This window comes from Streptomyces sp. NPDC006193, assembly GCF_040613915.1.
Taxonomy (GTDB): Bacteria; Actinomycetota; Actinomycetes; order Streptomycetales; family Streptomycetaceae; genus Streptomyces.
This window is the reverse complement of sequence record NZ_JBEXTB010000014.1, coordinates 86,393-103,383: the sequence shown is the minus strand read 5'-3', so window position 1 is coordinate 103,383 and position 16,991 is coordinate 86,393. Positions and strand designations below refer to the sequence as shown.

Genomic DNA, 16,991 nt, shown 5'->3' with positions numbered 1-16,991 from the left:
CTGGGCCCGACGCGGCCGGCGGGGGTGCTGCGCGGCGCGGGTGGGCGGGGCCGGCCGCGCCGTCGCCCGCGCCCCGTGCGGCGCCGCGCTCACGCTGCCGGGAGGGCTCCCGTCCGGGTCGCGTACTCCCGCAGGCCCTCGGTCGTGCCGCCCGCCCAGCCCACGTATCCGTCCGGGCGGACCAGGAAGACGCCCGGGCCGTAGGACTCCGGGGCCGCGGGGAGCGAGCGCAGCCCGGGAAGCGCCGCGCCCAGCAGGGTCCAGTGCGGCCCGCGGAACGCGTCGAAGAGCCGCACGCCCGCCACCGTGCCGTCGGGGGCGCGGTCGCCCGCCCGCAGCCCCTCGGTCCCGCCGCGCGTGTCGACGCTGAGCGACGACTCCCGGTAGCCCACCCCGAGCTGCACCGTCGCCGCGCCGCGCCGCACCTGCCCGCGGTGGACACCGGTCGACAGCTCCAGCACCGCCGCGGCGTTCGCCCGCCGCTCCTCCTCGTAGGTGTCGAGGAGCGTCCGCGGGGCCCCGCCGCGCAGCACCGCGCCCAGCTTCCAGCCCAGGTTGTAGGCGTCCTGCACGCTGGTGTTCAGGCCCTGCGCGCCGGCCGGCGAGTGCACGTGCGCGGCGTCGCCCGCGAGCAGGACCCGGCCCACCCGGAACCGGTCGGCCAGGGCGGCCCGGGGCCGGAAGTCGGACGCCCAGCGCACCTGGGTCACGTCCTCGGCGTCCAGGTGCGTGTACCGGGCGACCAGCGCGCGGACGCCGTCGGGGGACAGGTCCGGTTCCGTTCCCTCCGGCAGGCGCGCCGCGAGCTGGAAGTCCTCCGTGCCGGCCAGCGGGCACAGCCCGAGGAAGCCGCCGCCGTCCGCGGGGAAGGCGTGCCAGTGGTCGCGGTCCAGGCCCCTCAGCCGCAGGTCCGCCACCACGAACGGCGCCGGGTCGACGGTCTCCCCGGTCATGCCGACGCCCAGCGCGCGCCGGACCGCCGAGCGTCCGCCGTCGGCCGCGACCGCGTACCGGGCGCGGAGCGCCGTGCCGTCGGCGCACCGCGCGGTCACCCCGTCGGCGTCCTGGGTCAGGCCCGTCACCTCGCGCCCGAAGGCGACCTTCCCGCCCAGCTGTGTCAGCCGCGCGTACAGCACCTCCTGGGTGCGCCACTGCGGGATCATCAGCGGTTCGGTGTACGGCGTGCCCTCGTCCGCGTCCACCGCCTCGAACAGCGACTGCTCGCCGAGGCGCTCGCCGTTCTTCCAGATCATCCGGTGCGGGTACGGGCCGCCCGCCGCCCGTATCGCGTCCAGCACGCCAAGGTCGTCGAAGACCTCCTGGGTGCGCGGCTGGATCCCCTTGCCGCGCGACCCGGGGAACAGGCCCTCCGCCCGCTCCACCACCAGCGCTTCCACCCCGCGCCGGGCGAGGTCGATGCCGAGGGTGAGTCCGGTCGGGCCCGCGCCCACGATCAGGACATCCATGACCTATCTCCTTAACGTCGTTAAGTGCTGCCGCCGACGAGCCTGCCCTTAACGTTGTTAAGCTGTCAAGCTGTCCGACGTGAGTACGGAGAAACGCCCGCCCCTCGACCGCCGACGGGTCGCCGACACGGCGCTGCGGCTGCTGAACGAGGTCGGTCTGGACGGACTGACACTGCGCGCCATCGCCAAGGAGCTGGACGTCAAGGCGCCCGCCCTGTACTGGCACTTCAAGGACAAGCAGGCGCTGCTGGACGAGATGGCCACGGAGATGTACCGGCGGATGGCCGCCGGGGTCGCCCTCGATCCCGCCGACACCTGGCGGGAGAGGCTGCTCGGCATGAACCGGGGACTGCGGTCCGCGCTGCTCGGCTACCGCGACGGCGCCCGGGTCTTCAGCGGCTCACGCTTCACGGGCACGGAGCACGCTCCCGCCCTGGAGGCGAACCTGCGGCTGCTGACGGAGGCCGGACTCACCCTCGCCCAGGCGGTGCACGCCGGCCGGACGGCGCACGCCTACACCATCGGCTTCGTCACCGAGGAACAGGGCGTGCGGCCCCTCCCGGACGAGCGCCGGGAGGGGTACGGCATCGAGGACCGCGCCCGGCGCCTGGCCGGCTACCCGCTCGCCGCCGAGGCCGGGAGCCTGCTCTTCGACGACTACGACCAGCAGTTCGAGGAGGGGCTGGCGCTGGTCGTCGCCGGCATCGCGGCGCGCTACGGGCTCGGCTGAGCCCGTGTCCGCGGGCCGCCGCCGGCCCGCGCGCTCACCGGCGCACGGACCGGCGCAGGTTCCGCGCGGTGCGCGCCACCCGGCGGACGGTGGCGTTGCGCGGGATGAACGACAGCTGGGCCGGCACCCCGCCGGGCAGCGCCAGCGAGGTCAGCCGCCTGCGCTTGAAGTACTTGACGGTCCGCTCGTCCAGGTTCGCCGCGAGCCACCGCTCCGTCTCCGCGCGCAGCCCCGGCAGGATCCTCGGCTGCATCGCGAAGCCCACCGCGCGCACCAGCGCGCCCAGCGTCTGCACGTCCATGCCCCGGCGCTGCTCGACGACGGCCGCCCGGTCGGACAGGTCCGGCAGCAGCGCGTCCACCAGGGTGACCGGGACGCGGTTGCTGTTCTCGTACGGCGTCACCCGCTCCAGCAGCAGCTCGGTGCCCACCCGGGCGACGGGCAGGCCGTACAGGGCGGAGGCGGTGAGCAGCGCGGTGGAGAAGCAGCCGACGACCAGCGCGGGACGCATCCGCTGGTACAGCACCTCCGCCAGCACCGGCGTGTCCAGCACGGTCAGCTCCACCCCGAGCCGCTCGGCCGCCCCCTCCAGGGAGCGGGTGAACCGGGCCGGGGCGGACGGGTGCGGCTTGAACACCACCGTGCCGTGCCCGAGCCGGGCCGCGCCCTCCAGCATCCGCACGTGCAGGTCCTCCTCCTGCTCGGCGGTGAGGATGTCCAGCGCGGACAGGTACTGGCCGAGCAGCAGCGCCGGCTCCTCGACCGCCGGCAACCCGTCCGCCGCGGCGGCGAGTTCGGCGAGGACCTTGGTGAAGGCGGGCGTCGGCACCGTCTCGCCCGGCACCGCGAACTCGGTGAGCAGCAGCGGCTCCAGACCCGGCACCAGGTCCAGGTGCAGCACCCGGTCCACGCGGGTGCCGACCAGCGGGTCGATCTTGTTGCGGGTGGGGCCGTAGCTCATCAGGCCGTCGGCGTAGACGGTGACCGGCGCGCCGGTGAAGATCTGCGCCAGCGCGAGCGAGGGGTTGACCTGGATCGACTCGACGGCCAGCTCCACGTCGTCGGCGCCGAGCCGCCACTCGTGGCGCAGGTACCGCTCCCACAGCGGCAGATCGTCCCCCCGCGGCGACCAGCCCCCCGGGTGGAACGGGAAGATCGCCTCGTTGTACGACACCACGTCGTCGAACCGGTCCCGCAGCCGGTCGAAGCCCGGCATGCCGTCCAGCGCGGGGGTGGTCTCGGGGGCGGCCGCGTTGTTGCAGACCAGCAGGATCCGCCGGTCGGCCGGGCGGAAGCAGCCGGAGTCGAGGGCGGCGGCCAGCGTGGCCGTGCCGTACAGCGTCGACGCCTGGAAGATCTGGGTGGTCACGCGGCGGCTCCCGCGGGGACGGGACGGCGGCGCAGCCGGCGCAGCCGGGTGGCGCGCTGGACGTCCATGGAGTCCAGAGCCGCGTCCAGCACGTCCTGCGGCATGCGCCGCAGGGCGGCGGCGCTCAGCGACTTCAGTTTCTTCGCCACCGCCGGCTCGAACCTCTCGATGGATCCCAGGTGATGGGAGATGATCGCGCAATAGGTGCGGACGGCCTTCGGCAGCAGCGCCGCGGCGTCGCGGTCGGCCGCGGTCTCCGCGACGACCTGGTCGAAGGCGCGGATGAAGTCGAGCTGCCGGACGTCGCCGATCTGGGTGAGGGACGAGGCGACCCCGCGCCGGTAGAACACCCCGAGCAGGTTCACCACGGCGAAGGACTCCGCCTCCCGGTGCAGCTTCCAGATCCACGGCCGGTCCTCGGCCGTGCGCAGCCCGTCGGTGAAGTGCAGCAGCCCCCTGTCCAGCAGCCGGCGGTGGTAGACGCCGGCCCACGCGTACGCGTAGTCCACGGACGTGGACCGGTCGGCGGGCAGGATCGCCTCCCGCGGGTTCAGCACCGTGCCGCGCCGCCCCACCGGCACCCGGTGCACGCTGCGCGACCGGGCGGTGCACTGCACATGGTCGGTGCGCAGGAAGTCGCAGCCCAGCTCCTCGATGGCCGCGACCAGCCGCGCGAGGTGGCCGGGGGCCAGCCAGTCGTCGCCGTCCAGGAACGTCAGGTACGCGCCGCGCGCCCGGTCGATGCCCGTGTTGCGCGCGGTGGCCAGCCCTCCGTTCTGCTCGTGCCGGACCAGGACCGCGCCCGGCAGCTCGCGCTCCGCGCGCGCGAGGATCTCTGGCGTCCCGTCGCGGGAACAGTCGTCGACGAGAATGAATTCGAAGTCCTCACGCGCGTTCGCCTTCAGGCTCCTGAGTGTGTCGGGCGCATATTGCTGCACGTTGTAGAACGGCACGATGACGGAGAGCTTGACCACGTCAGGGACGTTAAGCGGGCAGCCCGTCATTCGTCTTGACGCCCCGTTTGATGACGGGTGAACGGCACGTGGCGAAGCCGTGAACCAGGCTTTTTCCCAGGGCGATCCCGGCCCGATTCGCCGTCCGGCGATGTGCTGTTAACCGTTTGTTGCATTCCGGTTGGGCGGAACCTCTCCATGGCTTCCTAGCGTCATCGGCGTGCCAGCAAGTGCGAAGAAATCCCTGCGGATCGCCGTTCTCGCGGACTCCGACACCCGGTGGAAATGGGGCGCGCTCACCGCGCAGCGCCTCACCCCCGCGGCTGCCGAGGCCCGGCTCGACGGCTACCTCCTGCGGGGGCGCGCCACCCCGACCCCCCGCCAGCTGCGGGAAGTCGGCGCCCGGGCGGACAGCCTCCGCGAGGTCACCGGCGTCGAGTTCCTGCGCGCGATGACGCAGGACCCGTACGACGTGCTCGTCCTCGCCCTGGTCGGCGGCGGAGTGCAGGCGATGCTGCACGGGCTGCGGAACGCCTGGGCCGGCTCCCCGCGGCGCCCCGTCGTCGTCACCGGGTACGTCGGCGTCGTCTACGAGAAGCTCGCCGACGGACTGCTGCTGCGGCACGGCGCGGACCTCGTCCTCGCCAACTCCCGCCACGACGCGGACCGGTTCCGGGCCGTGTACGAAGGGGTGGGCGCCGACGCCTCCGCGGTCACCGAGGTCGCGCTGCCCTTCCTCGGCGGGGCGCCCTACACCGGCGGCCACGAGCCCCGCACCGTGGTGTTCGCGGCCCAGCCGTCCGTGCCGGACAACCGCCGGGACCGCGCCTACCTGCTGGAGCGGCTCGTCGGGCACGCCCGCCGGCACCCCGGCACGGAGGTGCTGCTGAAGCTGCGCTCCCGGCCCGGCGAACACACCACCCACATCGAGGAACTGCCGTACCAGAAGCTGGTCCAGGGCATGCGGCCGCCGGCCAACTTCCGGCTGGTGTACGGCCACATGGGCGAGGTGCTGGACCGCACCGACCTGCTGGTCACGGTCAGCTCCACCGCCGCGCTGGAGGCCCTGCACCGGCGTGTCCCCACCGCGGTCCTCACCGACCTCGGGGTGCGCGAAGCGCTCGGCAACCACCACTTCATCGGCTCCGGCTGCCTCGCCTCCTGGGACCAGCTCGACGCCGGGCACCGTCCGGTGCCGGACGAGGAGTGGATGGCCCGGCAGGGCGTGGCCGCGGCGGGCGGGCCGGGAGGCGACCCGTCCGGGACGGACTCGTACGCCGCCGCCTTCGACGCGGCCCGCGAGCGCATCGCCGAGCTGCTCCAGCGGCCCGGCGGACTGCCGCCCCTGGCCCCCTACTACACCCCCGAGACCGCGCCCGGCTACCTGCCCGGCATCCTCGCCCGCCACCACCTCGGCCCCGACGGCGCCCCGCTGCCCGGCGCGCCCGCCGCCGACAAGGCCCCCGGCCCCGTCCGCCAGATCGTGCGCCGGGCCGCGCGCGGCGCCTACCGCCACGGCGTCCAGCGGGTCGCCCCGGTGATCCGGCGGATGGGCGAGCTGTGACCTCATCCCGACGCTTCCCCCCAGGAGTAGACCCCATGACCGACTCGGAAGCGGGCGGCGGCGCCCCGGTCCGCCGGGTGCTCGCGGTGATCCCCGCGCGCGGCGGCTCCAAGGGCGTCCCCGCGAAGAACCTCGCCCCCGTGGGCGGCGTCCCGCTGGTGGCCCGCGCGGTGCGCGAGTGCCGGGCGGCCCGGCTGGTGACCGACGTGGTGGTGTCCACCGACGACCAGGCCATCGCCGCCGCCGCCCGGGAGGCCGGCGCCGAGGTCGTGCTGCGCCCGGCCGCCATAGCCGGGGACACCGCCACCTCCGAGGCCGCGGTCCTGCACGCCGTGGACACCCACGAGGCGCTGCACGGCGCCGCCGTGGACGTGGTGCTGCTGGTGCAGTGCACCAGCCCGTTCCTGGTCCGCGAGGACGTCGACGCGGTGGCCGCGGCCGTCGCCGAGAAGGGCGCGGACACCGCCGTCACCGTGGCCCCCTTCCACGGCTTCCTCTGGCGGGACGGCGAGGACGCCGGCGGCGACGGCGCGTACGGCGTCAACCACGACGCGTCGTTCCGGCCCCGCCGCCAGGACCGCCCCCAGGACCTGCTGGAGACCGGCGCCGCGTACGCGATGGACGCCGCCGGCTTCCGCGAGCACCGCCACCGCTTCTTCGGCCGCACCGAGCTGGTGCGCACCGACCCGGCCCGGGTGCTGGAGATCGACGATCCGCACGACCTGGCCCGCGCCCGGGCCCTCGCCCCGCTCTTCGACGCGGCCCGCCCCGGCGCGCTGCCCGCCCACGACGACATCGACGCCGTGGTCCTCGACTTCGACGGCACCCAGACCGACGACCGGGTGCTGATCGACTCCGACGGACGGGAGCTCGTCGCCGTGCACCGCGGCGACGGACTCGGCATCGCGGCCCTCCGCCGGAGCGGCCTGCGGATGCTGATCCTGTCCACGGAACAGAACCCGGTCGTCGCCGCCCGCGCACGGAAGCTACGAATTCCCGTGCTGCACGGCATCGACCGGAAAGACCTCGCGCTGAAGCAGTGGTGCGAGGAGCAGGGCATCGCGCCGGAGCGCGTGCTCTACGTCGGCAACGACGTCAACGACCTGCCGTGCTTCGCCCTCGTCGGCTGGCCCGTGGCGGTCGCGAACGCCCATGACGTCGTGCGCGGCGCCGCACGCGCGGTCACCACCGTTCCCGGCGGTGACGGCGCGATCCGAGAGATCGCCAGCTGGATCCTCGGCCCCTCTCTCGAATCCCTCCCCAAGTAAGGACGACCCTGATGAGCACCCACTCCCGTCTGCGCACGTTCGGTTCGCGCGAGGTCGGCCCCGGCCGTCCCGTCTACATCTGCGGCGAGATCGGCATCAACCACAACGGTGAGCTGGAGAACGCCTTCAAGCTGATCGACGCGGCCGCCGAGGCCGGCTGCGACGCCGTGAAGTTCCAGAAGCGCACCCCGGAGATCTGCACCCCGCGCGACCAGTGGGACATCGAGCGCGACACCCCCTGGGGCCGGATGACCTACATCGACTACCGCCACCGGGTGGAGTTCGGCGAGGACGAGTACCGCGCCATCGACGACTACTGCCGCCGCAAGGGCATCGACTGGTTCGCCTCCCCGTGGGACACCGAGGCCGTCGCCTTCCTGGAGAAGTTCGACGTCCCCGCCCACAAGGTGGCCAGCGCCTCGCTCACGGACGACGAACTGCTGCGCGCCCTGCGCGCGACCGGCCGCACCGTCATCCTCTCCACCGGCATGTCCACGCCGAAGCAGATCCGGCACGCGGTCGAGGTCCTGGGCAGCGAGAACATCCTCCTGTGCCACGCCACCTCCACCTACCCGGCCAAGGCCGAGGAGCTGAACCTGCGCATGATCAACACGCTGGAGAAGGAGTACCCGAACGTCCCGATCGGCTACTCCGGCCACGAGACCGGCCTGCAGACCACCCTGGCCGCCGTCGCCCTCGGCGCCGTGTTCGTCGAGCGCCACATCACCCTCGACCGCGCCATGTGGGGCTCCGACCAGGCCGCCTCCGTCGAGCCGCAGGGCCTCACCCGCCTCGTCCGCGACATCCGCACCATCGAGGCCTCCCTCGGCGACGGCGTCAAGAAGGTCTACGACTCCGAGCTGGGCCCGATGAAGAAGCTGCGCCGCGTCGCCGGCGTCGTCGCCGACGCGGAGATCGCCGCGGCGGCGGGCGAACCGGTCGCGGTGTGAATCCAGGTCACTGACGACGGGACGGTCGTAACGCCGATGAGCCCCCGCGCCGGTCACGCCGGCCACCCCGCCCGCACGCTCGCCTTCGTGGAGAGCCCGGTACAGCTGCTGAACGTACTGGAGTGGGCGCACGTCCGCGGCCTGCGCGGCGCCGCCGGCCGGACCCGGCCGGCCGTGCCGCCGCAGGCGCGGCGGTCACCGGCCGGGGCGCCGCCCGTCCCGCCGGCGCAGCCCGCCGGGCCGCCGTCGCCCGCGGCGGCGCCGGCCGGGCCGCCGCAGGCCGGCGCGGAGCTCACCGTCGTCGTCCTGTCCCCGACCGACCCCATGACCCGGGGCCAGCTGCGCCGCATGGCGGACCTGGCCCGGGACGAGGGACACCGGGTGCGCTGGGAGGAGGCGCGGGGCGGCACGACCGCGCCCTTCCACACCGTCGGCGGCCTGGCTGGCCCGCTGCGCCGCGCCGACCGCATCGTCATGGGCGACCCGTTCTCCCGCTACGTCCAGCTCCTGCTGACCATCACCCGCGCCCGCGACCTGGTGGTCGTGGACGACGGCACCGCGACGATGGAGTTCGTTGCCCAGCTGGCCCGCGGCGAACGCCTGGTGCGCTGGCACCGCAAGGGCGGCCGCCCCGGCGCCCGCGACCTGCTCTTCGCGCCGGTGTCCGCCTCCGCCCGCCGCCGGCTGACGCCCAGCGCGCACCGGCGGGTCGAGGTCTTCTCCTCGATGCCGGTGACCGAGGTCCCGGACGGCGTCACCGTCACCGCCAACGACTTCACGTGGACCCGGGCCCGCTTCGGCCCGCCGCGCATCACCGGCGGCGCGGACCTGGTCGGCACCTCCCTGGTGGAGACCGGCGTCGTGGACGGCGACCGCTACCTGCAGGCCGTCCGCGCCCTGGCCGGGACGCACGGCGCCACCCGCTACTTCGCCCACCGCCGGGAGAGCGCCGAGAAGCTCCACCGCCTGGCCGCCGAGACCGGTCTGGAGATCGTCCGCCCGGATCTGCCCCTGGAGCTCATCGCCCGCCGCGGCCCGATCGGCCGTACGATCCTCAGCTTCCCCAGCACGGTCGTGCACACCCTCCCGCTGGCCCTGGCCGGCACCGGCGTCCGGGTCGCGGTCTGCGACATCGACCCGGCCTGGCTCACCCGCACGGCCTCGCCCCGGGCCCAGGGGTTCCTGTCGGGGGTGACGGGCACGGCCCGGGACGTCCACCGGCTCACGGCGACGGTCCGCCCGGCCTGACCCCCGCGCGCGGCGAGGCCGGCGGACCCCTCCGCCCGCGGCCAGCCCGGCGGACCCCTCCGCGCCCGGCGAGGCCGGCGGACTCTACCGGAAGCGAGGGGCCGCGGTCCCGGTTCCTGGACATCGCGCGCGTGATCGCGGTCAGGCGTGGTATGCGTGGAGGGAGAAAACAGAGGTCTTACCCACCAGAGTCCACCGCCATGCGTCCGCCGGTCACTTTTTCTTCCCCTAACGGGCTGAAGATTCGTTGAACGAGGGGTAGTCGACCAGCCGGGCGTCCTACCCTTCAGAGGGTGAAGCAATTGATGTCCCTAGAGTCCGAGGCCGGCCTCGCGGGGGATGCGCTCCCCGGAGTGCTGAGCGAGTCCCTGCGCGCCGAACTCATCGCCTTCCGTCGCGACTTGCACATGCACCCCGAGCTGGGCAACCAGGAGTTCCGTACGACCGCCGCGATCAAGGAGCGGCTGGAGCAGGCAGGGCTCCGCCCCCGCGTCCTCGCCACCGGGACGGGACTCCTGTGCGACATCGGGGCCACGGAGGGCGAGCGCCCGGCCGTGCCGCTCCTGGCGCTCCGCGCGGACATCGACGCCCTGCCCATCCCGGACACCAAGACCGACTGCCCGTACCGGTCGACCGTGCCCGACCGCGCCCACGCCTGCGGCCACGACGTGCACACCACCGTCGTCCTCGGCGCCGGGCTGGTCCTCGCCGACCTGCACGCCAAGGGGCTGCTCTCCCGTCCGGTGCGGCTGCTCTTCCAGCCCGCCGAGGAGGTGCTGCCCGGCGGCGCCCTCGGCGCCATCGCGGACGGCGCGCTCGACGGGGTCGGCCGGATGCTCGCCCTGCACTGCGACCCCAAGGTCGAAGCGGGCCGGATCGGTCTGCGGCACGGCCCCATCACCAGCGCCTGCGACCGGCTGGAGATCACCCTGGACGGACCCGGCGGGCACACCGCCCGTCCCCATCTGACCACCGACCTGGTCACCGCCGCCGCCCGCGTCGCCCTGGACGTCCCCGCGCTCGTCGCCCGGCGCGTCGACACCCGCGCCGGACTCGCGCTGACCTGGGGCCGCATCGAGTCCGGCCACGCCCCGAACGTGATCCCGCAGCACGCCGAGCTGTCCGGGACCATCCGCTGCCTGGACATCGACGCCTGGCGGGAGGCGCCCGACATCGTGCACGCGGCCATCGACGAGGTCGCCACCCTGCACCGCGCCAAGTCGGAGATCACCTACATGCGGGGGGTGCCGCCGGTCGTCAACGACCGGGAGTCCACCGAACTGCTGCGCCGGGCCATGGTCGCCCGGCGGGGCATGAAGTCCGTCGAGAGCACCGAGCAGAGCCTGGGCGGCGAGGACTTCTCCTGGTATCTGGAGGAGGTGCCCGGCGCGATGGCACGCCTCGGCGTGCGCCGGCCGGGCGACCGCACCGTCCGCGACCTCCACCAGGGCGACTTCGACGCCGACGAGCACGCGATCACCGTCGGTGTGGAGTTGCTCACCGCGGCGGCCTTCCTGGACGCCGACGGTCCCCGCGGCTGACCGGGCGGCCCCCCCTGGGGGCCGTCCCCCTTTCCGGCGCAACACGGATACAAGCCAATCGTGCACTGTCCGCAACCGTGCCGCGAGGAGCGTCACAATTCGAGTTCAGACAGTGTTTGCCTCGAATCGATAACGGCTTCCCGAGAGGGTTTTTTGCGACATCTACGCGCGTTACGATGCCGCGAAGCCGACGCCGAAGGGGCGTCTCGGCCGGAGCGCCGTCACGGTGCTCCCATCAAGCGCCTCCAAGGCGCTCAGGTCAGGTGAAGGAGCCTTCCCGTGCGCCGGGTAGCCAAGCTTTCCGCTGCGTGTATCGCGTCCGCAGCTCTCGCACTGACTGCCACTGCCTGTGGCAGCACCTCCTCCGACAACGAGTCCGGCTCGTCCTCCTCGGGTGACGGCAAGGGCGTCAGAATCGGTCTCGCCTTCGACGTCGGCGGCCGCGGCGACCGCTCGTTCAACGACTCCGCCGCGCGCGGCGCCGACAAGGCGAAGAAGGAGTTCGGCGGCGAGATCAAGGAACTGACCGCCAAGACCTCCGACACCGAGGCCGACCGCGAGCAGCGCCTGTCGGACCTGGCGGAGGCCGGTTACAACCCGATCATCGGTGTCGGCTACGCCTACGCCGCCTCCATGACCAAGGTCGCGGCCAAGTACCCGAAGACCAGCTTCGGCATCGTCGACTCGGTCGTAAACGCCAAGAACGTCGACAGCATCACCTTCACCGAGGAGCAGGGCTCCTACCTGGCCGGCGTCGCCGCCGCGCTGAAGACCAAGTCGAAGCACGTCGGCTTCATCGGCGGTGTCGACGTCCCGCTGATCAAGAAGTTCGAGGCGGGCTTCGCGCAGGGCGTCAAGGACACCGACCCGAAGATCAAGGTCGACACCCAGTACCTGTCCCACGGCTCGGACACCTCCGGCTTCGCCAGCCCCGACAAGGGCAAGGAGGCCGCGCAGGGCATGCTGGACAACGGCGCCGACGTGATCTACTCGGCGGCCGGCTCCTCCGGCAACGGCGCGATCGAGGCCGTCAGCGGCAAGAAGGGCGCCTGGGCCATCGGCGTGGACTCGGATCAGTACAACATCCCGGGTCTGGCCAAGTACAAGAACGCGATCCTGACCTCGATGGTCAAGAACGTGGACGTCGGTGTCTACGACTTCGCGAAGTCCGTCCACGAGGGCAAGCCGCTGACCGGCACCAACAGCTACTCGCTCGCCAAGAACGGCGTCTCGCTGGCCACCAGCGGCGGCTTCATCGACGACATCCAGGCCAAGCTGGACGCGGCGAAGAAGAAGATCGTCGACGGCTCGATCAAGGTCAAGACCACCCCGTGACCTGACGGGTCCCGTCCGACCCAGGCTCGGCGCGGGGGCGCCTGACGGAGCCCCCCGCCGAGCCATAACAATGTGTCAACTCTACGCGTGTAGCGTGGAGTTGCCGCGCTAGCGTCGCCGACGCCCTGCCCCCTCCCCGCAGCCCCCTTCCCCGAGGAGAGTGCGCCATCAACGCGTCCAGCCCTCCCGCTGCCGTCGAACTGCGCGGCATCACCAAGCGTTTCCCCGGCGTCGTCGCCAACCGCGACATCGACATCACGGTCCGCACGGGCACCGTCCACGCCCTGTGCGGCGAGAACGGCGCCGGCAAGTCCACCCTGATGAAGATCCTCTACGGCATGCAGCAGCCGGACGAGGGCACCATCACCGTCAACGGGGAACAGGTCGTCCTGCACAACCCCGGCGACGCCATCGCCCGCGGCATCGGCATGGTGCACCAGCACTTCATGCTCGCCGACAACCTCACCGTGCTGGAGAACGTCGTCCTCGGCGCGGAGAAGCTGCACGGCATCGGGGGCAGGGCACGGGCGAAGATCATGGAGATCTCCGACGCCTACGGCCTCGGCGTGCGGCCCGACGCCCTCGTGGAGGAACTCGGCGTCGCCGACCGCCAGCGCGTGGAGATCCTCAAGGTCCTCTACCGCGGCGCCAAGACCCTCATCCTGGACGAGCCCACGGCCGTCCTGGTGCCGCAGGAGGTCGACGCCCTCTTCGACAACCTGCGCGAGCTGAAGGCCGAGGGCCTCACCGTCATCTTCATCTCCCACAAGCTGGGCGAGGTGCTCTCCGTCGCCGACGAGATCACCGTCATCCGGCGCGGCACCACCGTCGGCACGGTCGAGCCGCGCGGCACCACCCCCCGGCAGCTCGCCGAGCTGATGGTCGGCAGCGAACTGCCCACCCCGGAGACCGAGGAGTCCACGGTCACGGACGTGCCGATGCTCACGGTGGACGGCCTGCACCTGACGCAGACCGACCTCGACGGCGTCGAGCGCGTCATCCTGGACGAGATCTCCTTCACCATCCACAAGGGCGAGGTCCTCGGCATCGCCGGTGTGGAGGGCAACGGCCAGTCCGAACTGGTCGAGGCGATCATGGGCATGCGCCGGCCCGACGCCGGTGTCGTCACCCTCGACGGCGCCGACATCTCCCACGCCCCCACCCGCGACCGCCGCGAGTCCGGCATCGGCTACGTCCCCGAGGACCGCCACCGCCACGGCCTGCTGCTGGAAGCGCCGCTGTGGGAGAACCGCATCCTCGGCCACGTCACCGAGAAGCCCAACTCGCGCGGCGGACTGCTCGACCCCAAGGCGGCCCGCGCCGACACCCAGCGCATCGTCGAGGCGTACGACGTGCGCACCCCCGGCATCGACGTCACCGCCGCCTCCCTGTCCGGCGGCAACCAGCAGAAGCTGATCGTCGGCCGTGAGATGAGCCACAATCCCAAGCTGCTCATAGCCGCCCACCCCACCCGCGGTGTGGACGTCGGCGCGCAGGCCGCGATCTGGGACCACATCCGCGAGGCCCGCCGCGAGGGTCTGGCCGTGCTGCTGATCTCCGCCGACCTGGACGAGCTGATCGGGCTCTCCGACACCCTGCGGGTGATGTACCGCGGCCGCCTGGTCGCCGACGCCGACCCCGCCACGATCACCCCCGAGGAGCTGGGCTCCGCCATGACGGGTGCGGCCACCGGCCACCTGGAGCACGCAGAGGACGACGCGCGATGAACAAGCTGACCTCACGGATCGACAAGGAGCGGCTGGCCCTCGGCATCGCCGCGCCGCTGCTGGCGGTGGTCGCCGCGCTCGTCGTCACCACCCTGGTGATCCTCGCGACCGGCAAGAACCCCGGCGACGCCTTCAGCGACATGGTGACGTACGGCTTCGCCAGCGACAGCCAGGTCTACATCCTGAACAAGGCGACGACGTACTACCTCGCCGGTGTCGCGGTGGCCGTCGGCTTCCGCATGAACCTGTTCAACATCGGCGTCGACGGCCAGTACCGGCTCGCCGCGTTCATCGCCGCCGTCCTCGGCGGGGCGCTCAGCCTGCCCGGCTGGCTCGCCATCCCGCTGATCATCCTGTGCGCCATGGCGACCGGCGCCCTGTGGGCGGCCATCGCCGGCGTCCTGAAGGTGACCCGCGGCGTCAGCGAGGTCATCGCGACGATCATGCTGAACTCGATCGCCACCGCGATCATCGCCTACCTGCTGCAGCCCGGGAAACTGGGCCGGCTCGACCAGGCGGGCACCCTCGTCTCCACCGAGCCGCTGCCGTCGTCCTCCTACTTCTTCAGCTTCGACACCGGCCCGGCCGGCGAGCTGTGGGGCTTCGTCGTCGTCGCCGTGCTCGTCGGCATCGCCTACTGGTTCGTGCTGGGCCGCACCCGGTTCGGCTTCGACCTGCGCACCGTCGGCCAGTCCGAGACCGCCGCCGCCGCGAGCGGTGTCGGGGTGAAGAAGATGGTCGCCACCAGCATGATCATCTCGGGTGCGGTGGCCGGCCTGATCGGCATGCCGACCCTGCTCAACGACAGCCACCAGTTCAGCAACGACTTCCCGGCCGGCGTCGGCTTCACCGGCATCGCCATCGCGCTGCTCGGCCGCAACCACCCGGTCGGCATAGCGCTCGGCGCCCTGCTCTGGGGCTTCCTCGAGCGCACCACCAACCACCTGGAGTTCCAGGGGTACGACAAGGAGATCCTCGGCGTCATCCAGGGCGTCATCGTCCTGTGCGTCGTCATCGCCTACGAGGTCGTACGCCGCTTCGGGATGAAGCGCCAGCAGCAGCGGGTCGGCGCCGAACTCGCCGCCCGGGCCGCCGCTCCGACGAAGAAGCAGGAGGTGGCGTGATGACTGCCACGATGACCGACGCGCCGCCGCCCGCGGCCCCCAAGACGGCCGGCGCCGCCCCGCGTCCCGGCCGCTCCACCGGCATGGTCCTCATGATCGTCGCCGGTGCGCTGCTGCTCCTGGCCGCGGTCCGCGTGATCACCGGCGCCGACCAGCTCGACTCCGCCGGACAGGTCGGCGCCGCCCTCGGCCTCGCCGTGCCGATCGGCCTCGCCGGTCTCGCCGGCCTGTGGTCGGAGCGGGCCGGCGTGGTCAACATCGGCCTCGAGGGCATGATGATCCTCGGCACCTTCGGCGCCGGCTGGATCGGCTGGCAGTCCAGCCCCTGGCTCGGCCTGGTGTGCGGGATCGGCTTCGGTGTCCTCGGCGGCCTGGTGCACGCCGTCGCCACCATCACCTTCGGCGTCGACCACATCGTCTCCGGCGTCGCCGTCAACCTCCTCGCGCTCGGCACCACCCAGTACCTCGCCAAGCTGTTCTTCGCGGACGGCCACGCGGCCGAGGAGGGCGGCAACCCCAAGCAGTCCCCGCCCGTGGAGTCGCTGCCGCACGTCACCGTCCCCGGCCTGTCGGACGGCCTCGCGTCGATCGAGAAGCACCACTGGTTGCTGGTCTCCGACCTCGCCGGCATCATCGGCGGCCTGGTCACCAACCTCTCCGTGATCACCGTCCTCGCCGTGCTGCTGTTCGCCGGGAGCTGGTGGCTGCTGTGGCGCACCCCGTTCGGGCTGCGGCTGCGGTCCTGCGGTGAGAACCCGGTCGCCGCGGAGTCGCTCGGCGTCGACGTCTACCGCTACAAGTACGCCGCCGTGGCCGTCTCCGGCGGTCTGGCCGGCCTCGGCGGCGCCTTCCTCGCGCTGGTCACCTCGCACACCTACCTGGAGGGCCAGACCGGAGGCCGCGGCTACATCGGACTCGCGGCCATGATCTTCGGCAACTGGCGTCCGGGCGGCCTCGCGATGGGCGCCGGCCTGTTCGGCTACTCCGACGCGCTGCAGCTGCGCAACGGCGGTGTCACCGTCCACGCGCTGCTCCTGCTGCTCGTCGTCCTGCTGGCGCTGCTGGCCGGCTGGAAGCTGTACAAGAAGGCCCTCGTGCCGGGCGTGGTCAGCGCCGTCACGGCCGCGCTGGTCCTGGTCTGGTACCTGCTCACCGACGAGGTCCCGAGCGACTTCGTGGGCGCCACGCCGTACGTCGTCACGCTGCTCGTGCTGTCGCTGTCCGCGCAGCGCCTGCGGATGCCGAAGGCGGACGGCATGCGCTACCGGAAGGGTCAGGGCAAGTGACGCAGAACACGGCCGCGTTCGACTGGGACGCGCTGCGCGCCGCGGCGCGGGAGGCCATGTCCCACGCCTACGTCCCCTACTCCGGATATCCGGTCGGCGTCGCCGCCCTGGTCGACGACGGCCGCACCGTCACCGGCTGCAACGTGGAGAACGCCTCCTACGGCCTCTCCCTGTGCGCCGAGTGCGGTCTGGTCTCGGAGCTGCAGCGCACGGGCGGCGGCCGGCTCACCCACTTCACCTGCGTGGACGGCGACGGCGCCCTGCTGGTCCCGTGCGGCCGCTGCCGCCAGCTGCTCCACGAGTTCGGCGGCCCCGGCCTGCTGCTGGACACACCGGCGGGGATCCTCCCGCTGTCCGAGATGCTGCCCCAGGCCTTCGGCCCGGACCATCTCACCAAGTAACTCCCGTACGGCCCCCCTGACCCGCCCAG

General features: G+C 72.7%; 14 protein-coding genes. 11 read left to right on the top strand and 3 right to left on the bottom strand.

The annotated features are described in order from the left end of the window. Positions 1-89: 89 nt before the first annotated feature. Positions 90-1,466 (bottom strand): FAD-dependent monooxygenase, encoded by a 1,377-nt coding sequence (locus ABZ261_RS15910; RefSeq protein ID WP_356859443.1) that lies wholly within the window; start codon positions 1,464-1,466, stop codon positions 90-92. A gap of 79 nt (positions 1,467-1,545) precedes the next feature. Between ABZ261_RS15910 and ABZ261_RS15905 the strand changes: the two genes are divergently transcribed. After that, positions 1,546-2,196: a TetR/AcrR family transcriptional regulator C-terminal domain-containing protein gene (locus tag ABZ261_RS15905; RefSeq protein ID WP_356859441.1), complete on the top strand. Its 651-nt coding sequence runs from the start codon at positions 1,546-1,548 to the stop codon at positions 2,194-2,196. 34 nt (positions 2,197-2,230) lie between these two features. On the opposite strand, the gene ABZ261_RS15900 is transcribed toward ABZ261_RS15905, so the two are convergent. Together ABZ261_RS15900 and ABZ261_RS15895 are read right to left on the bottom strand one after the other, a co-directional pair. Beyond that, entirely contained in the window at positions 2,231-3,565 is a 1,335-nt protein-coding gene (locus tag ABZ261_RS15900) for a polysialyltransferase family glycosyltransferase (RefSeq protein WP_356859439.1), read from the bottom strand. Continuing rightward, entirely contained in the window at positions 3,562-4,539 is a 978-nt protein-coding gene (locus tag ABZ261_RS15895) for a glycosyltransferase family 2 protein (protein WP_356859437.1), read from the bottom strand. The genes ABZ261_RS15900 and ABZ261_RS15895 overlap by 4 nt, the downstream gene beginning before the upstream one ends. 199 nt (positions 4,540-4,738) lie before the next feature. Between ABZ261_RS15895 and ABZ261_RS15890 the strand changes: the two genes are divergently transcribed. The 10 genes from ABZ261_RS15890 to ABZ261_RS15845 all read left to right on the top strand — a co-directional run bounded on the left by ABZ261_RS15890 (position 4,739) and on the right by ABZ261_RS15845 (position 16,962). Continuing rightward, the gene (locus ABZ261_RS15890) at positions 4,739-6,082 is read left to right on the top strand and encodes a DUF6716 putative glycosyltransferase (protein ID WP_356859435.1); all 1,344 of its coding nucleotides are present in this window, start codon (positions 4,739-4,741) and stop codon (positions 6,080-6,082) included. Between the two features lie 35 nt (positions 6,083-6,117). Beyond that, complete coding sequence (locus ABZ261_RS15885; protein WP_356859433.1) at positions 6,118-7,350, top strand: N-acylneuraminate cytidylyltransferase; 1,233 nt, start codon at positions 6,118-6,120, stop codon at positions 7,348-7,350. An 11-nt stretch (positions 7,351-7,361) separates the two neighbouring features. Further along, positions 7,362-8,300 carry an N-acetylneuraminate synthase family protein gene (locus ABZ261_RS15880; RefSeq protein WP_356859431.1) on the top strand — a complete coding sequence of 313 codons (939 nt, stop codon included), beginning with the start codon at positions 7,362-7,364 and terminating at the stop codon, positions 8,298-8,300. Between the two features lie 36 nt (positions 8,301-8,336). After that, entirely contained in the window at positions 8,337-9,548 is a 1,212-nt protein-coding gene (locus ABZ261_RS15875; protein WP_356859429.1) for a hypothetical protein, read from the top strand. A gap of 305 nt (positions 9,549-9,853) precedes the next feature. Continuing rightward, the gene (locus ABZ261_RS15870; RefSeq protein WP_356859427.1) at positions 9,854-11,089 is read left to right on the top strand and encodes an amidohydrolase; all 1,236 of its coding nucleotides are present in this window, start codon (positions 9,854-9,856) and stop codon (positions 11,087-11,089) included. A gap of 279 nt (positions 11,090-11,368) precedes the next feature. Beyond that, on the top strand, positions 11,369-12,424 hold the full coding sequence (locus ABZ261_RS15865; protein WP_356859425.1) for a BMP family ABC transporter substrate-binding protein: 1,056 nt from the start codon (positions 11,369-11,371) through the stop codon (positions 12,422-12,424). Positions 12,425-12,591: 167 nt separating this feature from the next. Continuing rightward, positions 12,592-14,151: an ABC transporter ATP-binding protein gene (locus ABZ261_RS15860; RefSeq protein WP_356859532.1), complete on the top strand. Its 1,560-nt coding sequence runs from the start codon at positions 12,592-12,594 to the stop codon at positions 14,149-14,151. Further along, the gene (locus tag ABZ261_RS15855; protein WP_356859423.1) at positions 14,148-15,275 is read left to right on the top strand and encodes an ABC transporter permease; all 1,128 of its coding nucleotides are present in this window, start codon (positions 14,148-14,150) and stop codon (positions 15,273-15,275) included. The genes ABZ261_RS15860 and ABZ261_RS15855 overlap by 4 nt, the downstream gene beginning before the upstream one ends. Continuing rightward, complete coding sequence (locus ABZ261_RS15850) at positions 15,275-16,561, top strand: ABC transporter permease (RefSeq protein WP_356859421.1); 1,287 nt, start codon at positions 15,275-15,277, stop codon at positions 16,559-16,561. Before ABZ261_RS15855 ends, ABZ261_RS15850 begins: the two co-directional genes overlap by 1 nt. Next, positions 16,558-16,962, top strand: coding sequence for a cytidine deaminase (locus tag ABZ261_RS15845; RefSeq protein WP_356859420.1), 405 nt, complete (start codon positions 16,558-16,560; stop codon positions 16,960-16,962). The genes ABZ261_RS15850 and ABZ261_RS15845 overlap by 4 nt, the downstream gene beginning before the upstream one ends. Positions 16,963-16,991 lie beyond the last annotated feature (29 nt).

Coding starts and splice junctions, on each gene's coding strand:
- ABZ261_RS15910 (WP_356859443.1), bottom strand. CDS start 1,466: ATGGATGTCCTGATCGTGGGCGCGGGCCCGACCGGACTCACCCTCGGC.
- ABZ261_RS15885 (WP_356859433.1), top strand. CDS start 6,118: ATGACCGACTCGGAAGCGGGCGGCGGCGCCCCGGTCCGCCGGGTGCTC.
- ABZ261_RS15880 (WP_356859431.1), top strand. CDS start 7,362: ATGAGCACCCACTCCCGTCTGCGCACGTTCGGTTCGCGCGAGGTCGGC.
- ABZ261_RS15875 (WP_356859429.1), top strand. CDS start 8,337: ATGAGCCCCCGCGCCGGTCACGCCGGCCACCCCGCCCGCACGCTCGCC.
- ABZ261_RS15870 (WP_356859427.1), top strand. CDS start 9,854: ATGTCCCTAGAGTCCGAGGCCGGCCTCGCGGGGGATGCGCTCCCCGGA.
- ABZ261_RS15855 (WP_356859423.1), top strand. CDS start 14,148: ATGAACAAGCTGACCTCACGGATCGACAAGGAGCGGCTGGCCCTCGGC.
- ABZ261_RS15850 (WP_356859421.1), top strand. CDS start 15,275: ATGACTGCCACGATGACCGACGCGCCGCCGCCCGCGGCCCCCAAGACG.